The sequence below is a fragment of the Falsiroseomonas sp. genome (assembly GCF_041690465.1).
GTDB lineage: Bacteria > Pseudomonadota > Alphaproteobacteria > Acetobacterales > Acetobacteraceae > Falsiroseomonas.
In genome coordinates, this window is the sequence record NZ_JAWLHG010000020.1 from 32642 (window position 1) to 52025 (window position 19384).

Below are 19384 nucleotides of genomic sequence, written 5' to 3' on the forward strand. Positions count from 1 at the left end.
CAGCCCGAGGCGCCGCGCGCGATCAGCCGAGATTCGCGCCGGCCGCGCGCCAGAAGGCCTCCGCCGCCGGATGCCAGGGGATGCCGGCCGCGGACGACTTCTGCGCCGCCAGGGTGAAGTCGCGCGCCGCCGAATGCGTCCGCACCAGGTCCTCGCGGCTGCCCCAGGTGACCTGCAGGATCTTGGTCACCAGATCGGCCGGCATGTCCTCGCGCACGGCGATGATGTTGGCGACCGAGAGCTGCTTGTTCGCGGTCTGCTGGCCGGGATAGGTGTTGGCCGGGATCTCCTCGGGGAAATAGACCGGGCCGTTCTTCTCGACGATCTTCTGGTGCAGGTCGGCATGGTCAACCAGCTTGATCGTGGTGCCCGGCGTCGCGGCCAGGTCGGTGACCGCGCTGGTCGGCACGCCGGAGACGAAGAAATAGGCGTCAAGCTTGCCGTCGCGGATGGCGTTGGTGGATTCCGCCGGCGAGAGGCGCTCCCGCGCCGCGAAGTCCTTCTCGCGATCCAGGCCGGCGGCCTCGATCACGCGGAAGGCGAAGAGCTCGGTCGCGGAGCCCGGCGCGCCGGTGGAGACGCGCTTCCCCTTCAGGCCCTGGATGCTGTTGATCCCGGTCGCCTGCGTGGTCACCACCTGCATGCGGTTGGTGTAGAGCACGGCGATGGCGCGCGCCGGCACCTTGCGGCCGCGGAAGGGGCCGGCGCCGCTGATCGCGTCCACCGCCGCATCCACCTGGCCGAACAGCATGCCGACGCGCCCGGCGCCGAGCAGCTGGAAATTGGCGACCGAGCCGCCGGTGACTTCGGCGGTCGCGCTCATCCCGGGAATCCCGCGGGACAGGAAGTTCGCCAGCGCCCCGCCGAGCGGGTAATAGACGCCGCCCGTGGTGCCGGTGGCGATGGACATCTGCTGCGCGGCCTGCGCATGGGCGAGGCCCGGCAGGGCCAAGGCGGCGGCGCCGAGGCCGAGCGCACGGCGCCCGATGGTGATGGTCATGGATCAGATCCTCCCGTGTTGAGTGGGGCCAGGAATACAGGCCCCTCCCCACGTGTCAAACCTCCGGCAGTTGACCTGCGTCAAGGTTGGGCTGACCGGCCGGGCCTACCATGCTGTCATTGTGCATGCCCGGAGAGGGAGTGTTCCGATGACCAGCCTGAGAGCCCGCGACCTGATGACCGTCGATGTCGTGACGGTGCCGCCCGAGACGCCGGTGATGGCGATGGCGCGCCTGCTGGCCGACCGCGGCATCTCCGCCGTGCCGGTGGTGGACGGCACGGGCAAGGTGCTCGGCATCGTGACCGAGGCCGACCTGATCCGCCGCCTGGCGGGCGAGGTGGACCGGCCGGCCGGCTTCCTGTCCAGCCTGTTCTCCGACCAGCAGCGCGAGGCCGAGCGCTATGCGCGCACCCATGGCGTGACCGCGCGCGACGTGATGACGCCCGATGTCGTGGCGGTGGAGCCCGACATCCTGGCCTCCGAGGTCGCGCATCTGATGGAGGAACGCGGCATCCGCCGCGTGGTGGTGACCGAGGGGGGGCGGCTGAAGGGCATCGTCTCGCGCGCCGACCTGCTGCGCGCGCTGGTGACGCCGCCGCCTGAGGGTGGCGAATACCCGGATGAGCGCATCCGCCGCGCGGTGATGGCGGCGATGAAGAAGGAGCCCTGGGCGGACACCTTCTACACCATGCTGGACGTGAAGGACGGCGTGGTGGAGTTCAACGGCTTCAGCCGCAGCGCCGCGGTGCAGCGCGGCCTGCGCGTGCTGGCCGAGAACGTCCCCGGCGTGAAGGGCGTGGTGGACAACACCCGCCCCATGCCGGCTTATCTGTTTGCGTCGACGTAGTCGCCGCAAACAGATAAGCCTGTTTTGAGCCCTCAGACGCCGGGCGGCGGCCCCGCCGCCTTGGCTTCGCCGCATAAGCGGCGGGCCGCGTTCGCGGCCTCGGCCCGCTGAGCGGGCCGCCCGCACTGATTGAATTGCGCAGCCTCAGTTCCGATCCTTCACGGTCGTCAGGATCAGCGCGCCGATCGCCAGGAAGACCAGCACCGTCGCCATGCCCAGGCGCTGGCTCTCGGTGATCGCCGTCACCGCTGCCAGCGCGGCCGGGCCGAGGAAGCCGGTGACGCGGCCCGAGAGGGCGAACAGGCCGAACCAGGCCGCGGTCTCGCCCTCCGGCGCCAGCCGCGCCATGAAGGCGCGGCTCGCCGCCTGCGCCGGGCCGAAGAACATCCCGAGCGACAAGGCCAGGATCCAGAACCAGGTCACGCTGTCCGTCGTCAGCAGCGGCACGCCGATGATCACGATCGCGCCCAGCGCCAGCAGCACCATCCGGCGCGAGCCGAGCCGGTCCTCCACCAGCGCAAAGCCGGCGGCGCCGAGCCCGGCGGTGACGTTCATGGCGATGCCGAACAGCAGCACCTGCTCGATGCCCATGCCGAACACGCCGGCGGCATAGATCGCGCCGAAGGCGAACAGTGTGTTGAGGCCATCGGTGTAGAACAGCCGCGCGACCAGGAAGCGCAGCAGCGCCGGCTGCTGCGGCAGGCCGCGCAGCACGGCGCGGATCTCGGCCAGCCCCTGCGCCGCGGCCTCGCCCCAGCGGGGCTTGCGCCCCGGCGGATCCGGCAGCGCCAGCAGCACCGGCCAGGAGAACAGCAGCAGCCAAGCGGCAACCAGCAGTGCGGTCGCGCGCACATGCTCCGCCGATCCGCGATCGAGCCCGAGCGGCGAGGGATCCGGCTGCACCAGCACCGCCAGCGCGACGCCGAGGCACGCCAGCCCGCCGGCATAGCCGAGCCCCCAGGCCAGCCCGGAGACGCGCCCCAGCCGCTCCCGCGGCGCCACCTGCGGCAGCATGGAATTGTAGAACACCGAGCCGACCTCGAAACCGATGGTCGCGATGCCGACGCAGACCAGCGCATAGAGCGCGTAACCGGGCTCCGGCTTCGCGAACCACACCGCGGCGGTGGCCAGCGCGGTCAGCAGGGTGGCCATCGCCAGCATTGCCCGCCGCCTGCCGCCCGCATCGGCGATCGCGCCGAGCACCGGCGAGACCGCGGCGATGCACAAGCCCGCCGTCGCCTGCATCCAGCCCCATTGCGCCTGTCCCGTCGCCGGATCTGGGGCGATCCCTTGGGCGAAATAGGCGGCGATGACGAAGGTGGAGACGACGGTGGGGAAGGCGCTGTTGGCCCAGTCGTAGAAGGCCCAGGCCCAAGCCTTGCGGGTCATGCGGGGGGAGATCCGTGATGATCACGGTGGTTTCCCCCACCCAGCCCAGCCAGCGCAAGCGCGGGGGAGGGCGTCCCCGCTACCCCAACCCTGCCAGCGCCCGCGCCGCCACGCCGATCGCCACCAGGTCGCCCGCCGCCGCCGCCTCCCGCGCCAGCCGCGCCGCCTCGGCCGCCGCGGCGGCATCCGGCGCCGCACCCGAGAGCCGCCCCGCCGCCAGCCGCGCCTGCAGCCGGGCGAGGTCGGCCAGCGCCTCCGCCTTCGCCCGCGCGGCGAAGCGCCCCGGCGCGCGGGCCGCCTCGGCCGCGCCGCGCAGCGCCTCCAGCGCAAAGGCCTCGCCGACCGCGGACCAGGCGGTGGCAGCCTCCAGCGGCGCGACGCCGGCCTCCGCCGCCAGCCGCACCACCGCCGGCGCCGCCGCCAGCCCGGGCGTTGCCGCCAGCAGCGCCACGTGCTCCGGCACGCCGGCCTGCATCAGCGCCGTTGCCTCCGCACCCGGATGCGCGGCGCCGGCCAGCGCGGCGAAACCGGGCGCCAGCCGGTCGCGCGCAGCGCCAAGCTCGCCCACGGCATCGAGCAGCCCGCGCGCCGTGCCCTCCTGCAGGCGCCGCAACCCGAGCAGCGCGACCAGGCGCTGCGCCGCCGGCGCGGGCGCGGCATCGGCCTCCGCCGCGGCGGCCTCGAGGCCGAACAAGGCATCGGCCAGCCAGGCGGCGCGCGCCACCGCGACAGGATCGCCTGCAGGCCCCGCCAGCCGCGCCAGCCCCGCCACGCCCAGCCGGTTCGCCACCGCATTCGCCAGCAGCATCGCCACCAGCTCGCGCCGCAGCCGATGGCGCGGGATCAACGCGGCAAACCGCTCGCGCAGCGCGGAGGGGAAATAGGCGACCAGCAGCGGCGCCAGTACCGGGTCGTCGAGCAGCGCGCTGCCCTCGACCGCGTCGGTCAGCCACAGCTTGGCGAAAGGCAGCAGCGCCGCGATCTCCGGCCGCGTCAGACCCTCCCCCGCGGCGGCGCGCGCGCGGATCGCCGCCTCGTCGGGCAGGCCGGCCACCGCGCGGTCGAGCAGCCCCTCCGCCTCCAGCCGCGTCATCAGCGCGGCATGGGCGGCGATGTCCTCCGTCGCGCGCAGCGCCTCCAGGCTGACGGCGAGCGATTGCGCGTGGTTGTCGGCCAGCACGAGTGCGGCGACCTCGTCGGTCATCTGCGCCAGCAGCTCGTCGCGCTGGCGGCGGGTCAGCGTGCCCTCGCGCTCCGCCTCGGCGAGCAGGATCTTGATGTTCACCTCGTGGTCGGAGGTGGATACGCCCGCGCTGTTGTCGAGCGCGTCGGTGTTCAGCCGCACGCCGACGCCCTCCGCACCCAGCCGCGCCGCCTCGATGCGGCCGGCCTGCGTCACGCCGAGATTGGCGCCCTCGCCGATCACCTTCGCGCGCACCTCGCGCCCATCCACGCGGATCGCGTCGTTGGCGCGGTCGCCGGCCTCGGCCTGGGTCTCCGTGCTCGCCTTCACATAGGTGCCGATGCCGCCGAAATAGAGCAGGTCCACCGGCAGCTTCAGGATGGCGCGCATGATCGCCGCCGGCTCCGCGCGCTCGCTCTCGATGCCGAGCAGCGCGCGCGCCTGCTGGTTGAGCGGCAGCGTCTTCGCATTGCGCGGCAGCACCGCGCCGCCCGGCGAGAGCAGCCGCGCATCGTAGTCGGCCCAGGAGGACCGCGGCAGCCGGAACAGCCGCTCGCGCTCGGCGTAGGAGAGCTCGGGGTCCGGATCGGGGTCGAGGAAGATGTGGCGGTGGTCGAAGGCCGCGACGAGCTTCGTCTTCCGCGACACCAGAAGCCCGTTGCCGAACACGTCGCCGCTCATGTCGCCGACGCCGGCGCAGGTGAAGGACGCTTCCTGCACGCCGTGGCCGAGCGCTTCCTGGAAGTGGCGGTCGATCATCACCCAAGCGCCGCGCGCGGTGATCGCCATGCCCTTGTGGTCGTAGCCCGCGCTGCCACCGCTGGCGAAGGCATCGTCGAGCCAGAAGTTGTACTCGGCGGAGAGCCCGTTGGCGATGTCGGAGAAGGTGGCGGTGCCCTTGTCGGCCGCGGCGACGATGTAGGGATCGTCGCCGTCGCGCCGGACGATGTTCTCCCGCGTGACGATGCGCTCGCCCTCGATGTTGTCGGCGAGGTCGAGCATGCCGCGCACCAGCGTGCGGTAGCAGGCGATGCCTTCGGCCATGAAGGCCTCGCGGTCGGTCGCCGGCGGCGCGTGCTTCAGGATGAAGCCGCCCTTTGCGCCCGTCGGCACGATGACGACGTTCTTCAGCCGCTGCGCCTTCATCAGGCCGAGGATCTCGGTGCGGAAATCCTCGCGCCGGTCCGACCAGCGGATGCCCCCCCGCGCGACGGCGCCGGCGCGCAGATGCGTGCCTTCCATGCGCGGCGAATGCACGAAGATCTCCCGCCAGGGCCGCGGTTGCGGCATGTCGCCGGCGCGCGCGCTGTCCAGCTTGAAGGCCAGGTAGTCCTTCCGCTGGAAGAAGTTGGTGCGCAGCATCGCATCCAGCAGCGTGCGCAGCCGCGTCAGGATGCGGTCGTGGTCGGGGCTGGCGATGCTGTCCAGCAGCGCGCGCCAGGACTCGTCCAGCACCGCCTCGTCGCGGTCGGCGATCATCGGGTCGAAGCGGCGGTGGAACAGGTCCACCAGGATGCGTGCCGCGGCGGGGTTGGCGGCCAGCGCCGCCTCCGCGCTCTCCTGCGCAAAGCCGAAGCCGACCTGTTTCAGCCAGCGGAACATCGCGCGCAGCAGCCAGCATTCGCGCCAGTCGAGGCCCGCACGGAGGACCAGGCGGTTGAAGCCGTCGGCCTCCGCGCGGCCGTCCTGCAGCGCGGCCAGCGCATCCAGGAGATGGGCGAAGCGCGCCTCCTCGCAGGGCACCGCGGCCTGCAGGGTGAAGATGTGCAGCACCACCGGCGGCAGCCCGGCGGGCGAGAGCCGGTGCGGCACCTCCTCGGTCGCACGCAGGTCGAGGCTGCCGAACAGCGGCAGCGCATCGGCCAGCGGCAGCGGCCCGCCCGGTTGCGCCAGCCGCAGCCGCAGCGTGCGCGCATCCGCCCCCGCCGGGCGCGACAGCGCGGTGGCCGCATAGCCGCCTTCCGCCGCGCGGCGCGCCAGCAGCAGGTCGGCGACACCTTGCGCCGCCGTCTCGTGGTCGCGGTAGGCGCGCGGGAAGGCCTCCCGCCAGGTGGCGAGCAGCGGCGCGGCGGCGGATTCGCCGAGCTCATCGGCCAGCGCCTCGTCCAGCCTTTCGCGGAAGCCGCGCGCGGCCTGCACCAGCGCCGCTTCCAGCGCGTCGTCCTCCACCTGCGGCAGCGCGCCCGGCGTGGTGCCGATCACGTAGTGGATGCGCGCGAGCGGCGCGTCGCCGAGCGTGGTGTAGAAGGCCGAGAGCCGCCCATTGAACGCTTGCGCGATCAGCCCGCCGATGCGCTCGCGCATCGCGGTGTCGAAGGTGTCGCGCGGCAGCCAGGCGATGGCGGAGACGAAGCGCTCGAACGGGTCGCGCCGCAGCACCAGCGCCGCGCGCGGCCGGATGGAGAGATCCAGCGCGCGCAGGCAGCCGGCCAGGATCGCGCCTTCCGGCGCCTGGAACAGCTCGTCGCGCGGCCAGGTGTCGAGGATGTTGCGCAGCGCGCGGCCGTCATGGGTGTCGGGGTCCACGCCGGCGCGCGCCAGGATGCGCAGCACCTTCTCGCGCAGCAGCGGGATGGAGCGCGGGTTGCGGTTGTAGGCGGCCGCGGCGAACAGCCCGAGGAAGATCCGCCCGCCGATGGTCCGCCCCTCGGCATCGCGGATGCGCGTCAGCACCACATCGGCATGCTGCGGGCGGTGGACGGTGGCGCGCATGTTCGCCTTCGCCACGCTCACCGGACCGAGCCGCGCGAGGTTCTCGCGCACCGGCGCCGGCAGGTTCGGCAGATGGCGCAGCACGTCGAACACCGAAAGCCTGGGGTCGCGCAGCAGGCCGAGATCCTCCTCCGCCGCGACGGTCGCGGTGCCGTCCTCGTGCAGACTGATCCGCCGGTGGCCGAGCAGCACGAAGTTCTCCTCCGCCATCCAGCGCAGGAACTGCGCCGCCTCCTCCTCCGCAACTTCCGCCTCGGCCTCGCGCAGCCGGGCGACCATCGGTTCGAAGTCGGTCACCGCCAGGCGCACATCGGCCATGGCGCGCATCAGCGCCGCATGCAGCGCAGCCCAGTCCTCGGTGTCCGGCGCGGGCGCCCCGGCGCCCAGCGTCACCGCCGCGCCGGGGGCCAGCGTGATGCGCATCACGCTCTCCCGGAGTCTCGCGCCCTCCTCGATCGCGACCAGCCTGCCCTCGGCGTCGCGCCGCACCGGCATGATGGGGTGCAGCAGCTGGCGCACGGTGCGGCCGCGCAGCGCCAGCGCGGCCAGCGCGCTGTCAACCAGGAAGGGCATGTCCTCGGTGACGATTTCGACCACCGGATGCGGGCCGCGGCCGGGGCCGGGGGGCAGCACGCGCAGCCTCGCCTCGCGCGGGCGGCGGGTTTCGGCGAAGGCGAAGAGACTGGCGGCGGCTTCGGCGAGCGCCTCCGGCGGGGTGGCGGCCAGCTCGGGGGTCGGCACGGCAGCGAACAGGCGGCGCAGGAAGGCGGCGGCCAGGTCCGGCAAGGCCGGGGCGGCGCGCTGCAGCGCGGCCTCGGCCGCGGCCAGCACGCCCGGGCGGACGCCATCCTCCGCCTGGCGCGGCTCGGGCGTGGGTACGTCGTTCATCGTGGCGTCTCCTCCCGGGCAGGGTGCCGGCAAGGGGGGGAGGGCCGCAAGCACCGGCACGTGTCACGGTGGCGCGGGTGGTGATAAACAGCGGCCATGATCGCCGATCTCGCCGCCCTGCTCGCCCCCGTCACCCCCGAGCAGTTCTTTGCCGACCACTTCGACAAGGCGCCGCTGCATGTCCGCGGCGACCCCGCCAAATTCGCGCAGGTGCTGTCCTGGCGGCAGATCAACCGCCTGCTCGACATGACGCATATCTGGACCGGCACCTCGCTCAAGCTTGTGATGGACAGCCAGACCATTCCGCCGGAGCAGTTCTGCACCCGCGCCACCGGCCGCGACGGTGGCCCGGTGCTGCAGCCCGATGCGAAGCTGGTGCAGGGCTGGATCGCCAAGGGCGCCTCCGTCGTGATGAACGACGTGGACAGCCTGACGCCGGGCCTCGCCTCCGTCTCCAATGCGCTGGAGTCCGCCGGCCTCGGCAAGGCGCAGGCGAACGTCTACATCTCCTGGCAGAGCCACAAGGCCTTCCGCACGCATTACGACACCCACGACGTCTGGGCCGTGCAGGTGGAGGGCGAGAAGGACTGGAACATCTGGGAAGGCCGCGCCGAGTGGCCGATCCCCCATCCCGCCTTCAAGGGCCAGCCGCAGGCGCATCACGACCAGGCGCGCGGCAAGCTGCGCGGTGTGGTGAAGATGAAGCCCGGCGACCTGCTGTATCTCCCGCGCGGCTGGTACCACGACGCCCTGGCGGAAGCCCCGGCCAGCGTCCATGTCGCCTATGGCGTGCACGCGCCGCTGGGCATGGATTTGATGAACATCCTGCTCGAACGGGTCCTCTACGAGGCCGAGTTCCGCAAGCCGCTGCCGCGGCAGGATGGTTCGGCGCCCGCGCGGTTCGCACTGACCCAGCGCGCCGGCCTGCTCGGCCAGAAGCTGGCCGAATTGTGCCGCGACCCGAAGGTGATGGAGGTGCTGGCGCAGTTCGTCGCCGGCTACCGCTTCAGCCGCGGCGGCTACGACGTGCTGGCGGCGCGCGGGATCGGCAGTTCGGGCGGGGAAGCGGGAACGGATGGCGCGGCGGCGTTCCGGGTGGTGGCGAATGGCGCGAAGCCGGTGCGGCGCGGCGCCGACTGGGTGGTGAAGGCCGCCTCCGGCACGCTGACGCTGACCCCGGTGGAGGCCGAGGCCGCGGCCTGGCTGCTGGCGCGGCCCGATGTCACGGCACCCGAGCTCGCCAGGGCGCATCCGGCCGTGCCGGCGGAGGCGCTGCTCGGCCGCCTCGCCGGCGCCGGGCTGCTCGTGCCAGCGGGATGAGTTTGGGGATGAGTTTCGGGATGAGGGCGCCCGCGCTCCTGCTGCTCGTGCTGCTGCTGCCGGGGCTCGCGGTGGCGCAGCCGCGGCCCTTCTCCTGCGTCGGCGCCGGGGAGCTGGAGGATGATGTCTTCGCCATCCCCTTCGCCCGCGCCGCGGACCGGTTGAGCGAGGCCGCGCGCAGCAGCCTCGACGCCGCGGCGGCACTGGCGAAGCAGGCGCCGGAGCGCAACATCTGCGTGCTCGGCCATGCCGATCGGGGCCAGGGCGCCGAGACCTCCACCCGCCTCGCCGCACGGCGGGCGCGGGCGGTGGCGGAGGCGCTCTCCGAGCGCGGCGTGGAGCGCGACCGCATCCGCGCCGAAGCCCGCGTCGGCGCCTTCAGCGGCCGCGGGCAGGAGCCGGACGCGCGGGCGGTGACCATCGTGGTGATGCCGCCGCCGCCCTGACGCCGGCCGCCGCGTTGCGCCCGACGGGATGCCGGAGGAGGAGCCGCGATGCCCATTCCCCTGCTGCCCGCCCTGCTCGGCGGGGCGCTCGGCGCCGGGGCGCTGGCCGCAGCGGCGCTGCGTCGCACCGATGCCCGGCGTGCGGCGGCGGCCTGGGCGCATCTGGCCGCGCTCGCCGAGCCGGCGCCGCCGCGCTTCGATCCCGCCATGGTGGAGGGCCTGCCGGCGCCGGCGCGGCGGTGGCTGACGCGCGCCATCGCCCCCGGCACGCCGCTCAGCCGCATCGCCGAGATTGAGATGGAAGGCGAGCTCGGCCTCGGCGACCGGACGGCGCCGCGCTACCAGCCGATGCGCGCGCGCCAGATCCTTGCCCCGCCGCACGGCTTCGTCTGGATCCCCCGGCTCGGCGCCTGGCCGGCCCGCATCCTCGGTTCCGACGGCCTGGCGCGGGGGGATGCCTGGGTGCGCTTCTGGCTGGCCGGGCTGGTGCCGGTGGCGCGCGCGGCGGACACGCCCGACCTCGCGCGCTCGGCCATGGCGCGCTGCGTGGCGGAGGCGGCGCTGTGGGTGCCGGCCGCGCTGCTGCCGGGGCCGGGCCTGGCGTGGCAGGCGATGGACGAGCACCGCGCCCGCCTGCGGGTGGACCATGCAGGCCAGGCCGTGGCGGTCGAGATCGAGGTGGCCGATGACGGACGCCTGCTGGCGCTCGCGATGCAGCGCTGGAGCGATGCCAACCCGGCGCGCGTCTTTCGGCTGCAGCCCTTCGGCGGGCGCGTGCTGGAAGAGGCGCGCGTCGGCGGCTTCACCGTGGCGGGCCGTGTCGAGGCCGGCAACCATTTCGGCACGCCCGACTATTTTCCGTTCTTTCGTGCGCGTATCATTGGCATACGCTATCGCTGAGCGATGCGCCGACGTCGTCGTTGCGCGATTCGTTCACATGGTGGCCATGAATATCGGGCAGGCTGCCAGGCGACGAAGGGGGACCGCCATGACGGACGAACAGGATGAGGAAGCGGGCGCGAAACCTGCGCCGCTGCGTCGCCGGCTTTTCGTGCTGCGCCTGTTCGCGCTCGGCGGCGCCGGCACGGCGACCGCGGCCTGCGTGCCGCAGGCGGGGCCGGTGGTCTATGTGCCGCAGCGCACCTATGCGCCGACCCGCGTGGCGATCAGCGATTCCGATCCCTCCGACCCACCGGGCGGCGGGCGCGGCGGGCATCGCGGCAGCGGCGTCACCGACAACGACCCCTCGGACAGCCCGGGCTTCGGCCGCGGCGGGCGGCGGGTGACCGGGATCAGCGACAACGACCCCTCCGACCCGCCGGGCCGCGGCCGCGGCGGCTATCGCGCGGCGCCGGTCTACCGCACCGGCGTCTCGGACAGCGACCCTTCGGATGCGCCGGGACGGGGTCGCGGCGGCTATCGCGCACCGGTCTATCGCCGGCGCACCGGCCTCTCGGACAGCGATCCGTCCGACAGCCCGGGCTACGGCCGCCGCGGCTGGTGAGGCCGGATCGTACCCGGCCGGGGCGACGAGGCTCGGCCGGCCTTCGTCGTCTCGCCCGCGCATGTCAGATTTTTATCTCTTTGGCCGTTTCTGGGTAATATCGTTAGCTATCCCGCGCGAATAGGCGCACAACCCTGTGAGCACGGGGGGATAGCGGATGACCAGGGAACCGGACGACAAGAGCGGGAAGACGCCGGCGCCGCTGGGACGCCGGCTGTTCGTGCTCCGGCTGGCGGTGATCGGCGGGGCGGGGTCGGCGACCGCGGCCTGCGTGCCGCAGCAGAGGCCGGTGGTCTTCGTGCCGCAGCAGCAACAGCCCGGCTTCGTGCGGCAGCCGCAGCCGACGCTCGTGCAGAACCGCGTGGCGGTCAGCGACAGCGACCCCTCCGATCCGCCGGGCCGCGGCCGGGGCGGCCACCGCGGCAGCGGCGTCACCGACAATGATCCCAGCGACCAGCCCGGCTTCGGCCGTGGCGGGCGGCGCAGCGCCGGCGTCAGCGACAGCGACCCTTCGGACGCGCCGGGCCGCGGCCGCGGCGGCGCACGCGCCACCGGAGTCAGCGACCGAGACCCTTCCGACGGGCCCGGCCAGGGTCGGGGCAGCGCGCGTGGCGGCACCGGCATCAGCGACAACGACCCGTCGGATGGGCCGGGCCGGGGCCGTGGCGGCGCGCGTGGCGGCGCCGGCATCAGCGACAACGACCCGTCGGATCAGCCGGGCCGTGGACGCGGCGGCGCGGGGCCGCGGCGCACCGGCCTCTCTGACAGCGACCGCGGGCCGAACGAGGATTCGCCTGGCTTCGGCCGTTCAGGCCGTTGAGCCACAACCGCAGCGCGGGCTAGCCTTCGGCGCATGAGCAGCAATCACACCCAGGCCGAAGCGGCCTGGGCCCAGGCTTTCGGCGACCTTCCGCTGGAGGAGGGGCTGGCCCTGCGCGAGGGAACGGCTTGGCGACACTTTCCCGCGCCCGCTCCCGCACATCATGCCGGGCTGCTCTCCGTCGCCGACCTCGACGCCTTCCTGGCGACCGATGCGGCGCGGGAGCCGCGCGTCAGCATGGCGGACAGCCGCCGCAAGGGCACGGCCGCCGTGCCGCTCGACGATTTCCTGCGCGAGGATGGGCGGGTGGACCTGCCCAACCTGTTCGCCGCGGTGGATGCCGGGGCGACGCTGGTGGTCAGCCAGTTCCACGAGATCCACCCGGCGCTGCAACGCTTCTGCCGCGGGCTGGAGCAGGTGTTCCTGCATGGCGTGCAGGCCAACATCTATCTCACCCCGCCCGGCGCGCAGGGCTTCCGCGTGCATTACGACACGCATGACGTGCTGGTGCTGCAGGTGCAGGGCGAGAAGCGCTGGCGGCTGTGGTCCGACCAGCCGGTGCCGCACCCGACGCGCCGGACCCCCTGGCCCGGCAACATCGAGCCGGAGGGCGAGCCGGCGACGCTGACGCTGCGCGCGGGCGAGACGCTCTATGTTCCGCGCGGCGTGCTGCACGACGCCGCCGCGCAGGAAGGCGACGAGCCCTCGCTGCACATCACCGTCGGGCTGATGGATCCCTCCTTCGCCACCGTGCTGCGGCTGGCGGTGGACCTGCTGGAAGCCAGCGAGCCGGCGCTGCGCCGCAGCTTCCCCACTTGGCGCCTGGCCGAGGGGCCCGGCGCGCTGGCCGGGCTGGTGCGTCCGCTGGCCGCGCGGCTGGCCGAGCCGGCGGCGCTGGAGCGCGCGGCGCTGGAGCTGCTGGACCGCTTGGCGGCCGACCGCCCGGCGCTGCTCGGCCGCGGCCTGTTCGTGGCCGATCCCGGGCCGGAGACGCCGCTGAAGCTCGCGCCCGGCGTGCTGCACGCGCTGGTGCCGGAGGAAGCCGGCGGCGCCTCGCTGCGCTGGGTCGGCGCGCCGATGACACTGGATGCGACGCAGGCGGCGTGGATGGAACGGCTGGCCGATGGCGCGACGCCGGCGGAACTTGGCGAGGGCGCGGTGGATTTCTGCCGCCGTCTCGTGCGAAGGGGCCTGCTCGTCCGGGAGTGATCGAGCATGGTCAGGATCGTCGGCCTCTGCGGCAGCCTGCGCGCCGCGTCCTACAATCGCGGCCTGCTTCGCGCCGCCGCTTCCTCCCTGCCGGAGGGCGCGACGCTCGAGGTGGTGGAGATCGGTGCGCTTCCGCTGATGAACCAGGATCTGGAGACGCCCGGCTGGCCGGCGGAGGTGGTCGCCTTCCGCCAGGCGCTGTGGGGTGCGGACGCCATGCTCTTCGCCTGCCCCGAATACAATGCCGGCATCCCCGCGCCGCTGAAGAACGCCGTGGACTGGGCCAGCCGCTTCGAGGGCGGCGGCCGCATCAGCGCGCCGGCAGGCGAGACGCGCCGCACGCCGCTGCAGGAGGTGCCGGCGGCGATCATGGGGGCGACGCCAGGCTCGCTCGGCACGGCGCGCGCGCAGCAGCATCTGCGCACCGTGCTGCTGGCCTGCGGCATGCGCCTGATGCCCGCACCGGACTGCTACGTCGGCAGTGCCACGCAGCGCTTCGACGCCAACAGCGACCTGACCGACGAGGCGAGCCGCGCGGCGGTGGCGAAGACAGTGGCGGGGCTGGTGGCCTGGGCGGGGCTGGCGGGGCGGCGGCGCGCTACCTGACGGCCACCTCCAGCCGATAGGCGGCGTTGCCGCGCGTCGGGCCGATCACGATCAGGTAGGTGCCGTTCGCCGGCAGGCGCCCCTGCCAGCTGCGCGCATCCTCGCCTTCCGCGGCGCCCGGCAGCGGCTTGCCGGCGACGCCCTCCGGTGCCATGCGCGCGCCGGGCGCGTAGAGCTGGAACACCGCGTTCTCCTCGGGCGAGGCGATCCGCAGCGTCATCGTTTGTCCGGCGCGCGCGGCGATGCTGTAGGTCGCGCGCTCGCCGCGCAGCACGCTGCCCTCGACGACGGCGGAGGAGGCGCCGCGCGCGAAGCGGATCGGCGTCTGCGCCAGCGCCGGCGCGGCGATCGCCAGCGCGGCCAGCAGGATCGCCGCGCGCCTCATTCGGCCGGCGCCGGCACGCCGCGCGGCGGCGCGGATTGCACCCAGAGCTCCGGCTGCAATTCCTCCTTCCGGTCGGGGAAGAACAGCGCGCAGGCGAGCGTGACGGTGGCGAAGACGCCGAGCACCGCCAGTACCGCGCCGGAGCCGCCGTAGAGGTCGTGCAGCCAGCCCACCAGCGGCGAGGCCATCGCCGCCCCCAGGAAGCCCACCGAGAAGCGGATGGAATAGAGCTTCGCCCGCAGGGCCGGCGCCACGTAGCGCGCCGTCATCGTCTCGTTCACCGTCACCTGGCCGAACACCGAGGCGCAGACCAGCGCCGCGACCACCAGCACCGGCCAGCCCGAAAGCTGCGTCAGCAGCAGCAGCGCCGGCATCTGCACCAGCGCCAGCGGCATGAAGACGCGCTTGAGCGTGTTGCGGTCGATCAGCCGTCCCACCGTGAACTGCGTCAGCCCGCCGAACAGCGTGACGAAGAAGGCCAGCACGCCGACCACCGGCAGCAGGTCCGGGCTGCCGGCGAGGCGTTCCTGCATCAGCTTCGGCAGCAGCAGCGTGAAGCCGTTGAAGACGAAGCCGCTGGTCGTCGCAATGCAGAGCAGCACGATCACCGCGCGCCGCACCACCGCGGGCGGGATGGTGGGGAAGGGCCGGCTCGCCGCCTTGGCGCGCGCCACGTCGGTCAGCCCGTTCGCCCAGTAGAGCAGGCCCGACGCGATGCAGAGCAGCCCCGGCAGGATGAACGCCCAGCGCCAGCTGAAGGCCGCCGCGACCGCCGCCGTGACGATTGGCGCCAGCGCCACGCCGAGGTTGCCGAACACCCCGTTGACGCCCACCGCGGCACCCACGCGCGCGCCGGCCGCATCCACCAGCATCGCCGTGCCGATCGGGTGGTAGATCGCGCTGAAGGCGCCCATCACGAACATCGCGCCCGCCAGCGTCCAGGGCCCCGGCGCCATCCCCGCCAGCGCCATTCCCGCCCCGGTGCCGAGGAAGAAGCCCAGCATCAGCACCGGCCGCCCGATGCGCTCCGCGATCCAGCCCATCGGCAGCGAACCGAGGCCATAGACCACGAACATCCCCGTCCCGAGCGCCAGGATCGGGCCATAGACGGTGCCGAAGCCGGCGCCCTCCTGCACCACCATCGCCAGCACGGCGGTGGCCAGGATCAGCAGGCCGTAATGGGTGAAGACATGCGCCAGGTTGACGAAGGCGATCTGGCGGGTGGCGGCATCCATGCGCGCGATCCTGGGCGGGTTGCTCGCCGGCATGGTAGCCTGGCGGGGTGAAGACGTCCCGTCAGCCGCTGTCGCGAAACCGCCAGGCACCGGCGCAACGGCGCGACCTGCCGCACGACCGCGTGGACCGCCCCCTCGCCGCCTTCGCTCGCGACTATGCCGATGGCGAGGCGGTGCCGCGCCATGCGCATGACCGCGCGCAGCTGCTCTATGCCACGCGCGGCGTGATGCGCATCGCGACCGACGCCGCCGCCTTCGTCGTCCCGCCCGGCCATGCGCTGTGGATGCCGGCCGCCGAGCCGCATCGCGTCGGCATCGAGGGGCCGGTCGCGATGCGCGCGCTGTTCCTGCGCGCCGACGCCGCCGCGGTGGGGCCGAGCGCGACCACGGTGCTCGCCGTCTCGCCGCTGCTGCGCGAACTGATCCTCGCCGCGACCCGGGAACCGCTGGAGTGGGACGAGGCCGGCCGCGGCGGGCACTTGGCCGCGCTGATCCTGGACGAGATCGCCCGCGCCCCCGGCCTGCCCTTCGGCGTGCCGGAGCCGCGCGATCCGCGCCTGTGTCGTGTCGCCGAGGGCCTGCGCGCCGACCCCGCCAGCCCGCTCCGCCTGGAGGACTGGGCCGAGGCCGCCGGTGCCAGCCCGCGCACGCTGGAGCGACTGTTCCTCGCCGAGACCGGCATGGGCTTCGCCCGCTGGCGCCAGCGGTTGCGTCTCTCCGAAGCCGCCGCGCGGCTGGCCCGCGGCGAGCCCCCCGCGCGCGCCGCCGCCGCCGTCGGCTATGCCAGCGCCCCCGCCTTCGGCGCGGCGTTTCGGGCCGCCTTCGGGATCACGCCGGGCGGGGCGCGGTGACGAGGGTTCCCGCCTCGCGACAAGGCGTTCGCCGGCTCCGCGGAAAGGCGCTTAACCTCTGCCGCGCCGACGGGTCCAACAGGAGCGGCCTCCGGGACGTCTGCCGCGCAGCGGAGGAGCATCGCCCATGGCTGACCTCCAGTTCAGCAGCACGGCCGCGGCAAACTACGACCAGGTGATCGGGCGGCTGACCCGCCCCTTCGTGCCGGCCCTGCTGCATGCCGCGCGCCTCGCACCGGCGCAGCGCGTGCTCGACATAGCGACCGGGACCGGCCTCGCCGCCGAAGCGGCTGCTGAGGCGGTCGGGCCCGCCGGCCACGTTGCCGCGACCGATATCTCCCCCGCGATGATCGAGCGGGCGCGGCAACGGCTCGGGCGGTTGCCGAACGTCTCCTTCGAGATCCAGGACGGCCAGGCGCTCACCCATCCGCCCGAGAGCTGCGATGCGGTACTCTGCAACATGGGGCTGATGTACTTCCCCGACCCGGCACGAGGGCTTTCGGAATTCCGCCGCGTGCTGCGGCACGGCGGGCGTGCGGCGGTGTCGGTGAGCACCACGCCCGAGCGATCCCTGTCCAATCGCGTTCTCGCCGTCATCGGCCGGCACGTCTCGGCGAAGGCGGCGGAAGCGGCGCGCATGTTCTCGCTCGGGGAGGAGGCGCATCTGTGCGCGCTGTTCGAAGCCGCGGGTTTCGTGGAGGTCGAGAGTCGGACGGAGACCCTGCGCGCCACCTTCCCCTCCTTCGATGCCTTCTTCGCCGGCATCGAGGAGGGAGCCGGGAACTCAGGCCAGGAATACACCGCTCTGCCCGAAGCGCTGCGGCGCGTCGTGCGGGAGCAGATGCGCCGCGAACTGAAGGACGATGGCGGACCCCTGGAAGCGGAGGTGGAAGTGCGGATCGCCGGCGGCCGGCGCTAGCGCCGCACCCGTAACGTCAGCCCTCGTCCCTGCGCATGCGCGCCACGCCCGGCATGAACCCGTTCGGCGCCGAGGCAGGGGAACCTGACGTTCCCGACGATCTTCATGACGGATCGGTCTGCGCAGGCCCGTGGAAATTGCGTCACGAAGACGAGGCAGTGACCCAGGAACGCACGCGCGCACTCAGCGACGTCCTCGACCGGCTGGAGGGCTCGGTCCATGACGAGCACATCGCCGTGCAGGAGGTGCTCGAAAAGCTCGGCCACAAATCCTTCGCGGCCCTCATGCTGGTCTTCTCGCTGATCTCCACCTCGCCGGCCAGCGCGATCCCCGGCATCACCGCGACGGTCGCGGTGATCGTCTTCATCCTGGTCGTGCAGATGATCGCCGGGCGCGATTGCGTGTGGCTGCCCGGCTTCATCACCCGCCGCCACATGTCCAGCGCGAAGCTCTGCAAGGGGATCGGCTGGCTCCGCAAGCCCGTGAGCTTCGTCGAACGCTTCCTGAAGCCGCGCCTCACTTTCCTGCTGCATCGGCCCTGGCTGTTCCTGCCCCTCATCCTGATCCTCGGGCTGACGCTGTTCATGCCGTTCATGGAGGTGATCCCGACCTCCGGTTCGCTCGCCTCGGCGGTCATCGCGCTGTTCGCCGCCGGGCTGCTGACCCGCGACGGCGCGCTGGTGGTGGTTTCGCTGATCCTGCTGCTGGCGGTGCCGGTCGCCGCCTGGCAGTTCGGCTCCTGAGCCGTGCCATGCGATCGCGTGGTCCGGGCCCTTGCGTCCCGGCGACAAGAACATATCATGAACAGAGATGGACCTCCTCCAGAAGCTCGAGATCCTCGCCGACGCGGCGAAATACGACGCCTCCTGCGCCTCCTCCGGCACGGCGAAGCGCGATTCCACGCGCGGCGGGCTCGGCAGCACGGAGGGCATGGGCATCTGCCACGCCTATGCGCCGGATGGCCGCTGCATCTCGCTGCTCAAGATCCTACTGACCAATGCCTGCGCCTTCGACTGCGCCTACTGCGTCAACCGAGCGAGCTCCAACGTCCGCCGCGCCCGCTTCACGGTGGCGGAGATCGTCCAGCTCACCCTCGACTTCTATCGCCGCAACGCGATCGAGGGGCTGTTCCTCTCCTCCGGCATCACCCGCTCCCCGGACTGGACCATGGAGCAGCTGGTGCGGGTCGCGCGCACGCTGCGCGAGCAGCACGGCTTCCACGGCTACATCCACCTCAAGACCATCCCTGACGCATCGCCTGAGCTGGTGGAGCAGGCCGGGCGCTACGCTGACCGGCTCTCGATCAACATCGAGCTGCCGCAGCCCGAGAGCCTCCAGGCCCTCGCGCCCGAGAAGAATTTCCCCGAGATTCGCCGCGCCATGGGCCGGCTGCGCAGCCGCATCGAGGGCGCGCAGGACGAGGCCCGCACCGCACGCCGCGCGCGCGCGCCCCGCTTCGCGCCGGCCGGGCAGAGCACGCAGATGATCGTCGGCGCCGATGCCTCCGACGATGCCGCCATCCTGACCACCGCGACCGACCTCTACGCCGGCTATCGCCTGAAGCGCGTGTACTACTCGGCCTATTCGCCGATCCCCGATGCCTCCCGCGCGCTGCCGCCGGTCGCGCCACCACTGATCCGGGAGCACCGGCTCTACCAGGCCGATTGGCTGCTGCGCTTCTACGGCTTCACGCGCGAGGAGGTGATCGCCGGCGGCGAGGGCGGCATGCTCGACCTCGCGCTCGATCCGAAGACCGCCTGGGCGCTGAAGCATCGCGGCGCCTTCCCGGTGGACCTCAACAGCGCGCCGCACGAGCACCTGCTGCGCGTGCCCGGCCTCGGGACGAAGACGGTCGAGAAGCTGATCGCCACGCGGCGCCATGCGCGCATCCGGCTGGAGGACCTGGCGCGGCTGCGCGTCAGCCTGCCGAGGGTCACGCCCTTCATCGTCACCGCCGACCACCGCCCGCACCTGCTGGACAGCGGCAACCTGCGCGAGCGGCTGATCCCCGGCACCGCCTTCGCCAGCGCCGCGAAGCCCATGCAGATGAGCCTGTTCTGATGGCCCCAT

Annotated in this window: 17 protein-coding genes; 12 read left to right on the forward strand and 5 right to left on the reverse strand. The window is 73.1% G+C overall.

From position 1 onward, the window contains the following. Window positions 1-22: 22 nt before the first annotated feature. Window positions 23-1000, reverse strand: a complete 978-nt coding sequence (locus ACESM1_RS18355) for a TAXI family TRAP transporter solute-binding subunit (RefSeq protein ID WP_372622521.1) — start codon at window positions 998-1000, stop codon at window positions 23-25. Between the two features lie 148 nt (window positions 1001-1148). Here ACESM1_RS18355 and ACESM1_RS18360 point away from each other — a divergent pair, with 148 nt between their 5' ends. After that, window positions 1149-1847: a CBS domain-containing protein gene (locus ACESM1_RS18360; RefSeq protein WP_372622523.1), complete on the forward strand. Its 699-nt coding sequence runs from the start codon at window positions 1149-1151 to the stop codon at window positions 1845-1847. A 144-nt stretch (window positions 1848-1991) separates the two neighbouring features. Here ACESM1_RS18360 and ACESM1_RS18365 read toward each other — a convergent pair whose 3' ends face one another. Together ACESM1_RS18365 and ACESM1_RS18370 are read right to left on the reverse strand one after the other, a co-directional pair. Then, on the reverse strand, window positions 1992-3236 hold the full coding sequence (locus ACESM1_RS18365; protein WP_372622525.1) for an MFS transporter: 1245 nt from the start codon (window positions 3234-3236) through the stop codon (window positions 1992-1994). A 79-nt stretch (window positions 3237-3315) separates the two neighbouring features. After that, on the reverse strand, window positions 3316-8019 hold the full coding sequence (locus tag ACESM1_RS18370; protein ID WP_372622527.1) for an NAD-glutamate dehydrogenase: 4704 nt from the start codon (window positions 8017-8019) through the stop codon (window positions 3316-3318). A 96-nt stretch (window positions 8020-8115) separates the two neighbouring features. Between ACESM1_RS18370 and ACESM1_RS18375 the strand changes: the two genes are divergently transcribed. From ACESM1_RS18375 to ACESM1_RS18405, 7 genes are all read left to right on the forward strand, one after another. Continuing rightward, on the forward strand, window positions 8116-9339 hold the full coding sequence (locus ACESM1_RS18375) for a cupin domain-containing protein (protein ID WP_372622529.1): 1224 nt from the start codon (window positions 8116-8118) through the stop codon (window positions 9337-9339). Window positions 9340-9359: 20 nt separating this feature from the next. Continuing rightward, entirely contained in the window at window positions 9360-9785 is a 426-nt protein-coding gene (locus tag ACESM1_RS18380; RefSeq protein ID WP_372622531.1) for an OmpA family protein, read from the forward strand. A gap of 48 nt (window positions 9786-9833) precedes the next feature. Continuing rightward, the gene (locus tag ACESM1_RS18385) at window positions 9834-10685 is read left to right on the forward strand and encodes a DUF6544 family protein (protein WP_372622533.1); all 852 of its coding nucleotides are present in this window, start codon (window positions 9834-9836) and stop codon (window positions 10683-10685) included. Between the two features lie 88 nt (window positions 10686-10773). Beyond that, window positions 10774-11289 carry a hypothetical protein gene (locus ACESM1_RS18390; protein ID WP_372622535.1) on the forward strand — a complete coding sequence of 172 codons (516 nt, stop codon included), beginning with the start codon at window positions 10774-10776 and terminating at the stop codon, window positions 11287-11289. Window positions 11290-11446: 157 nt separating this feature from the next. Further along, window positions 11447-12109, forward strand: coding sequence for a hypothetical protein (locus ACESM1_RS18395; protein ID WP_372622537.1), 663 nt, complete (start codon window positions 11447-11449; stop codon window positions 12107-12109). Window positions 12110-12142: 33 nt separating this feature from the next. Continuing rightward, entirely contained in the window at window positions 12143-13318 is a 1176-nt protein-coding gene (locus ACESM1_RS18400; protein ID WP_372622539.1) for a cupin domain-containing protein, read from the forward strand. Between the two features lie 6 nt (window positions 13319-13324). Beyond that, window positions 13325-13924: an NADPH-dependent FMN reductase gene (locus tag ACESM1_RS18405; protein ID WP_372622541.1), complete on the forward strand. Its 600-nt coding sequence runs from the start codon at window positions 13325-13327 to the stop codon at window positions 13922-13924. Here the strand turns inward: ACESM1_RS18405 and ACESM1_RS18410 are convergent. Together ACESM1_RS18410 and ACESM1_RS18415 are read right to left on the reverse strand one after the other, a co-directional pair. Next, on the reverse strand, window positions 13917-14309 hold the full coding sequence (locus tag ACESM1_RS18410; RefSeq protein WP_372622543.1) for a hypothetical protein: 393 nt from the start codon (window positions 14307-14309) through the stop codon (window positions 13917-13919). The genes ACESM1_RS18405 and ACESM1_RS18410 overlap by 8 nt on opposite strands. Further along, entirely contained in the window at window positions 14306-15544 is a 1239-nt protein-coding gene (locus ACESM1_RS18415; protein WP_372622545.1) for an MFS transporter, read from the reverse strand. Before ACESM1_RS18415 ends, ACESM1_RS18410 begins: the two co-directional genes overlap by 4 nt. Window positions 15545-15591: 47 nt before the next feature. Between ACESM1_RS18415 and ACESM1_RS18420 the strand changes: the two genes are divergently transcribed. The 4 genes from ACESM1_RS18420 to ACESM1_RS18435 all read left to right on the forward strand — a co-directional run bounded on the left by ACESM1_RS18420 (window position 15592) and on the right by ACESM1_RS18435 (window position 19375). Continuing rightward, on the forward strand, window positions 15592-16395 hold the full coding sequence (locus ACESM1_RS18420) for a helix-turn-helix domain-containing protein (protein ID WP_372622547.1): 804 nt from the start codon (window positions 15592-15594) through the stop codon (window positions 16393-16395). 127 nt (window positions 16396-16522) lie between these two features. After that, the gene (locus ACESM1_RS18425; RefSeq protein WP_372622549.1) at window positions 16523-17314 is read left to right on the forward strand and encodes a methyltransferase domain-containing protein; all 792 of its coding nucleotides are present in this window, start codon (window positions 16523-16525) and stop codon (window positions 17312-17314) included. 158 nt (window positions 17315-17472) lie between these two features. Further along, window positions 17473-18057 carry an exopolysaccharide biosynthesis protein gene (locus ACESM1_RS18430; protein WP_372622550.1) on the forward strand — a complete coding sequence of 195 codons (585 nt, stop codon included), beginning with the start codon at window positions 17473-17475 and terminating at the stop codon, window positions 18055-18057. A gap of 67 nt (window positions 18058-18124) precedes the next feature. Then, the gene (locus tag ACESM1_RS18435) at window positions 18125-19375 is read left to right on the forward strand and encodes a putative DNA modification/repair radical SAM protein (protein ID WP_372622552.1); all 1251 of its coding nucleotides are present in this window, start codon (window positions 18125-18127) and stop codon (window positions 19373-19375) included. Window positions 19376-19384: the final 9 nt, after the last annotated feature.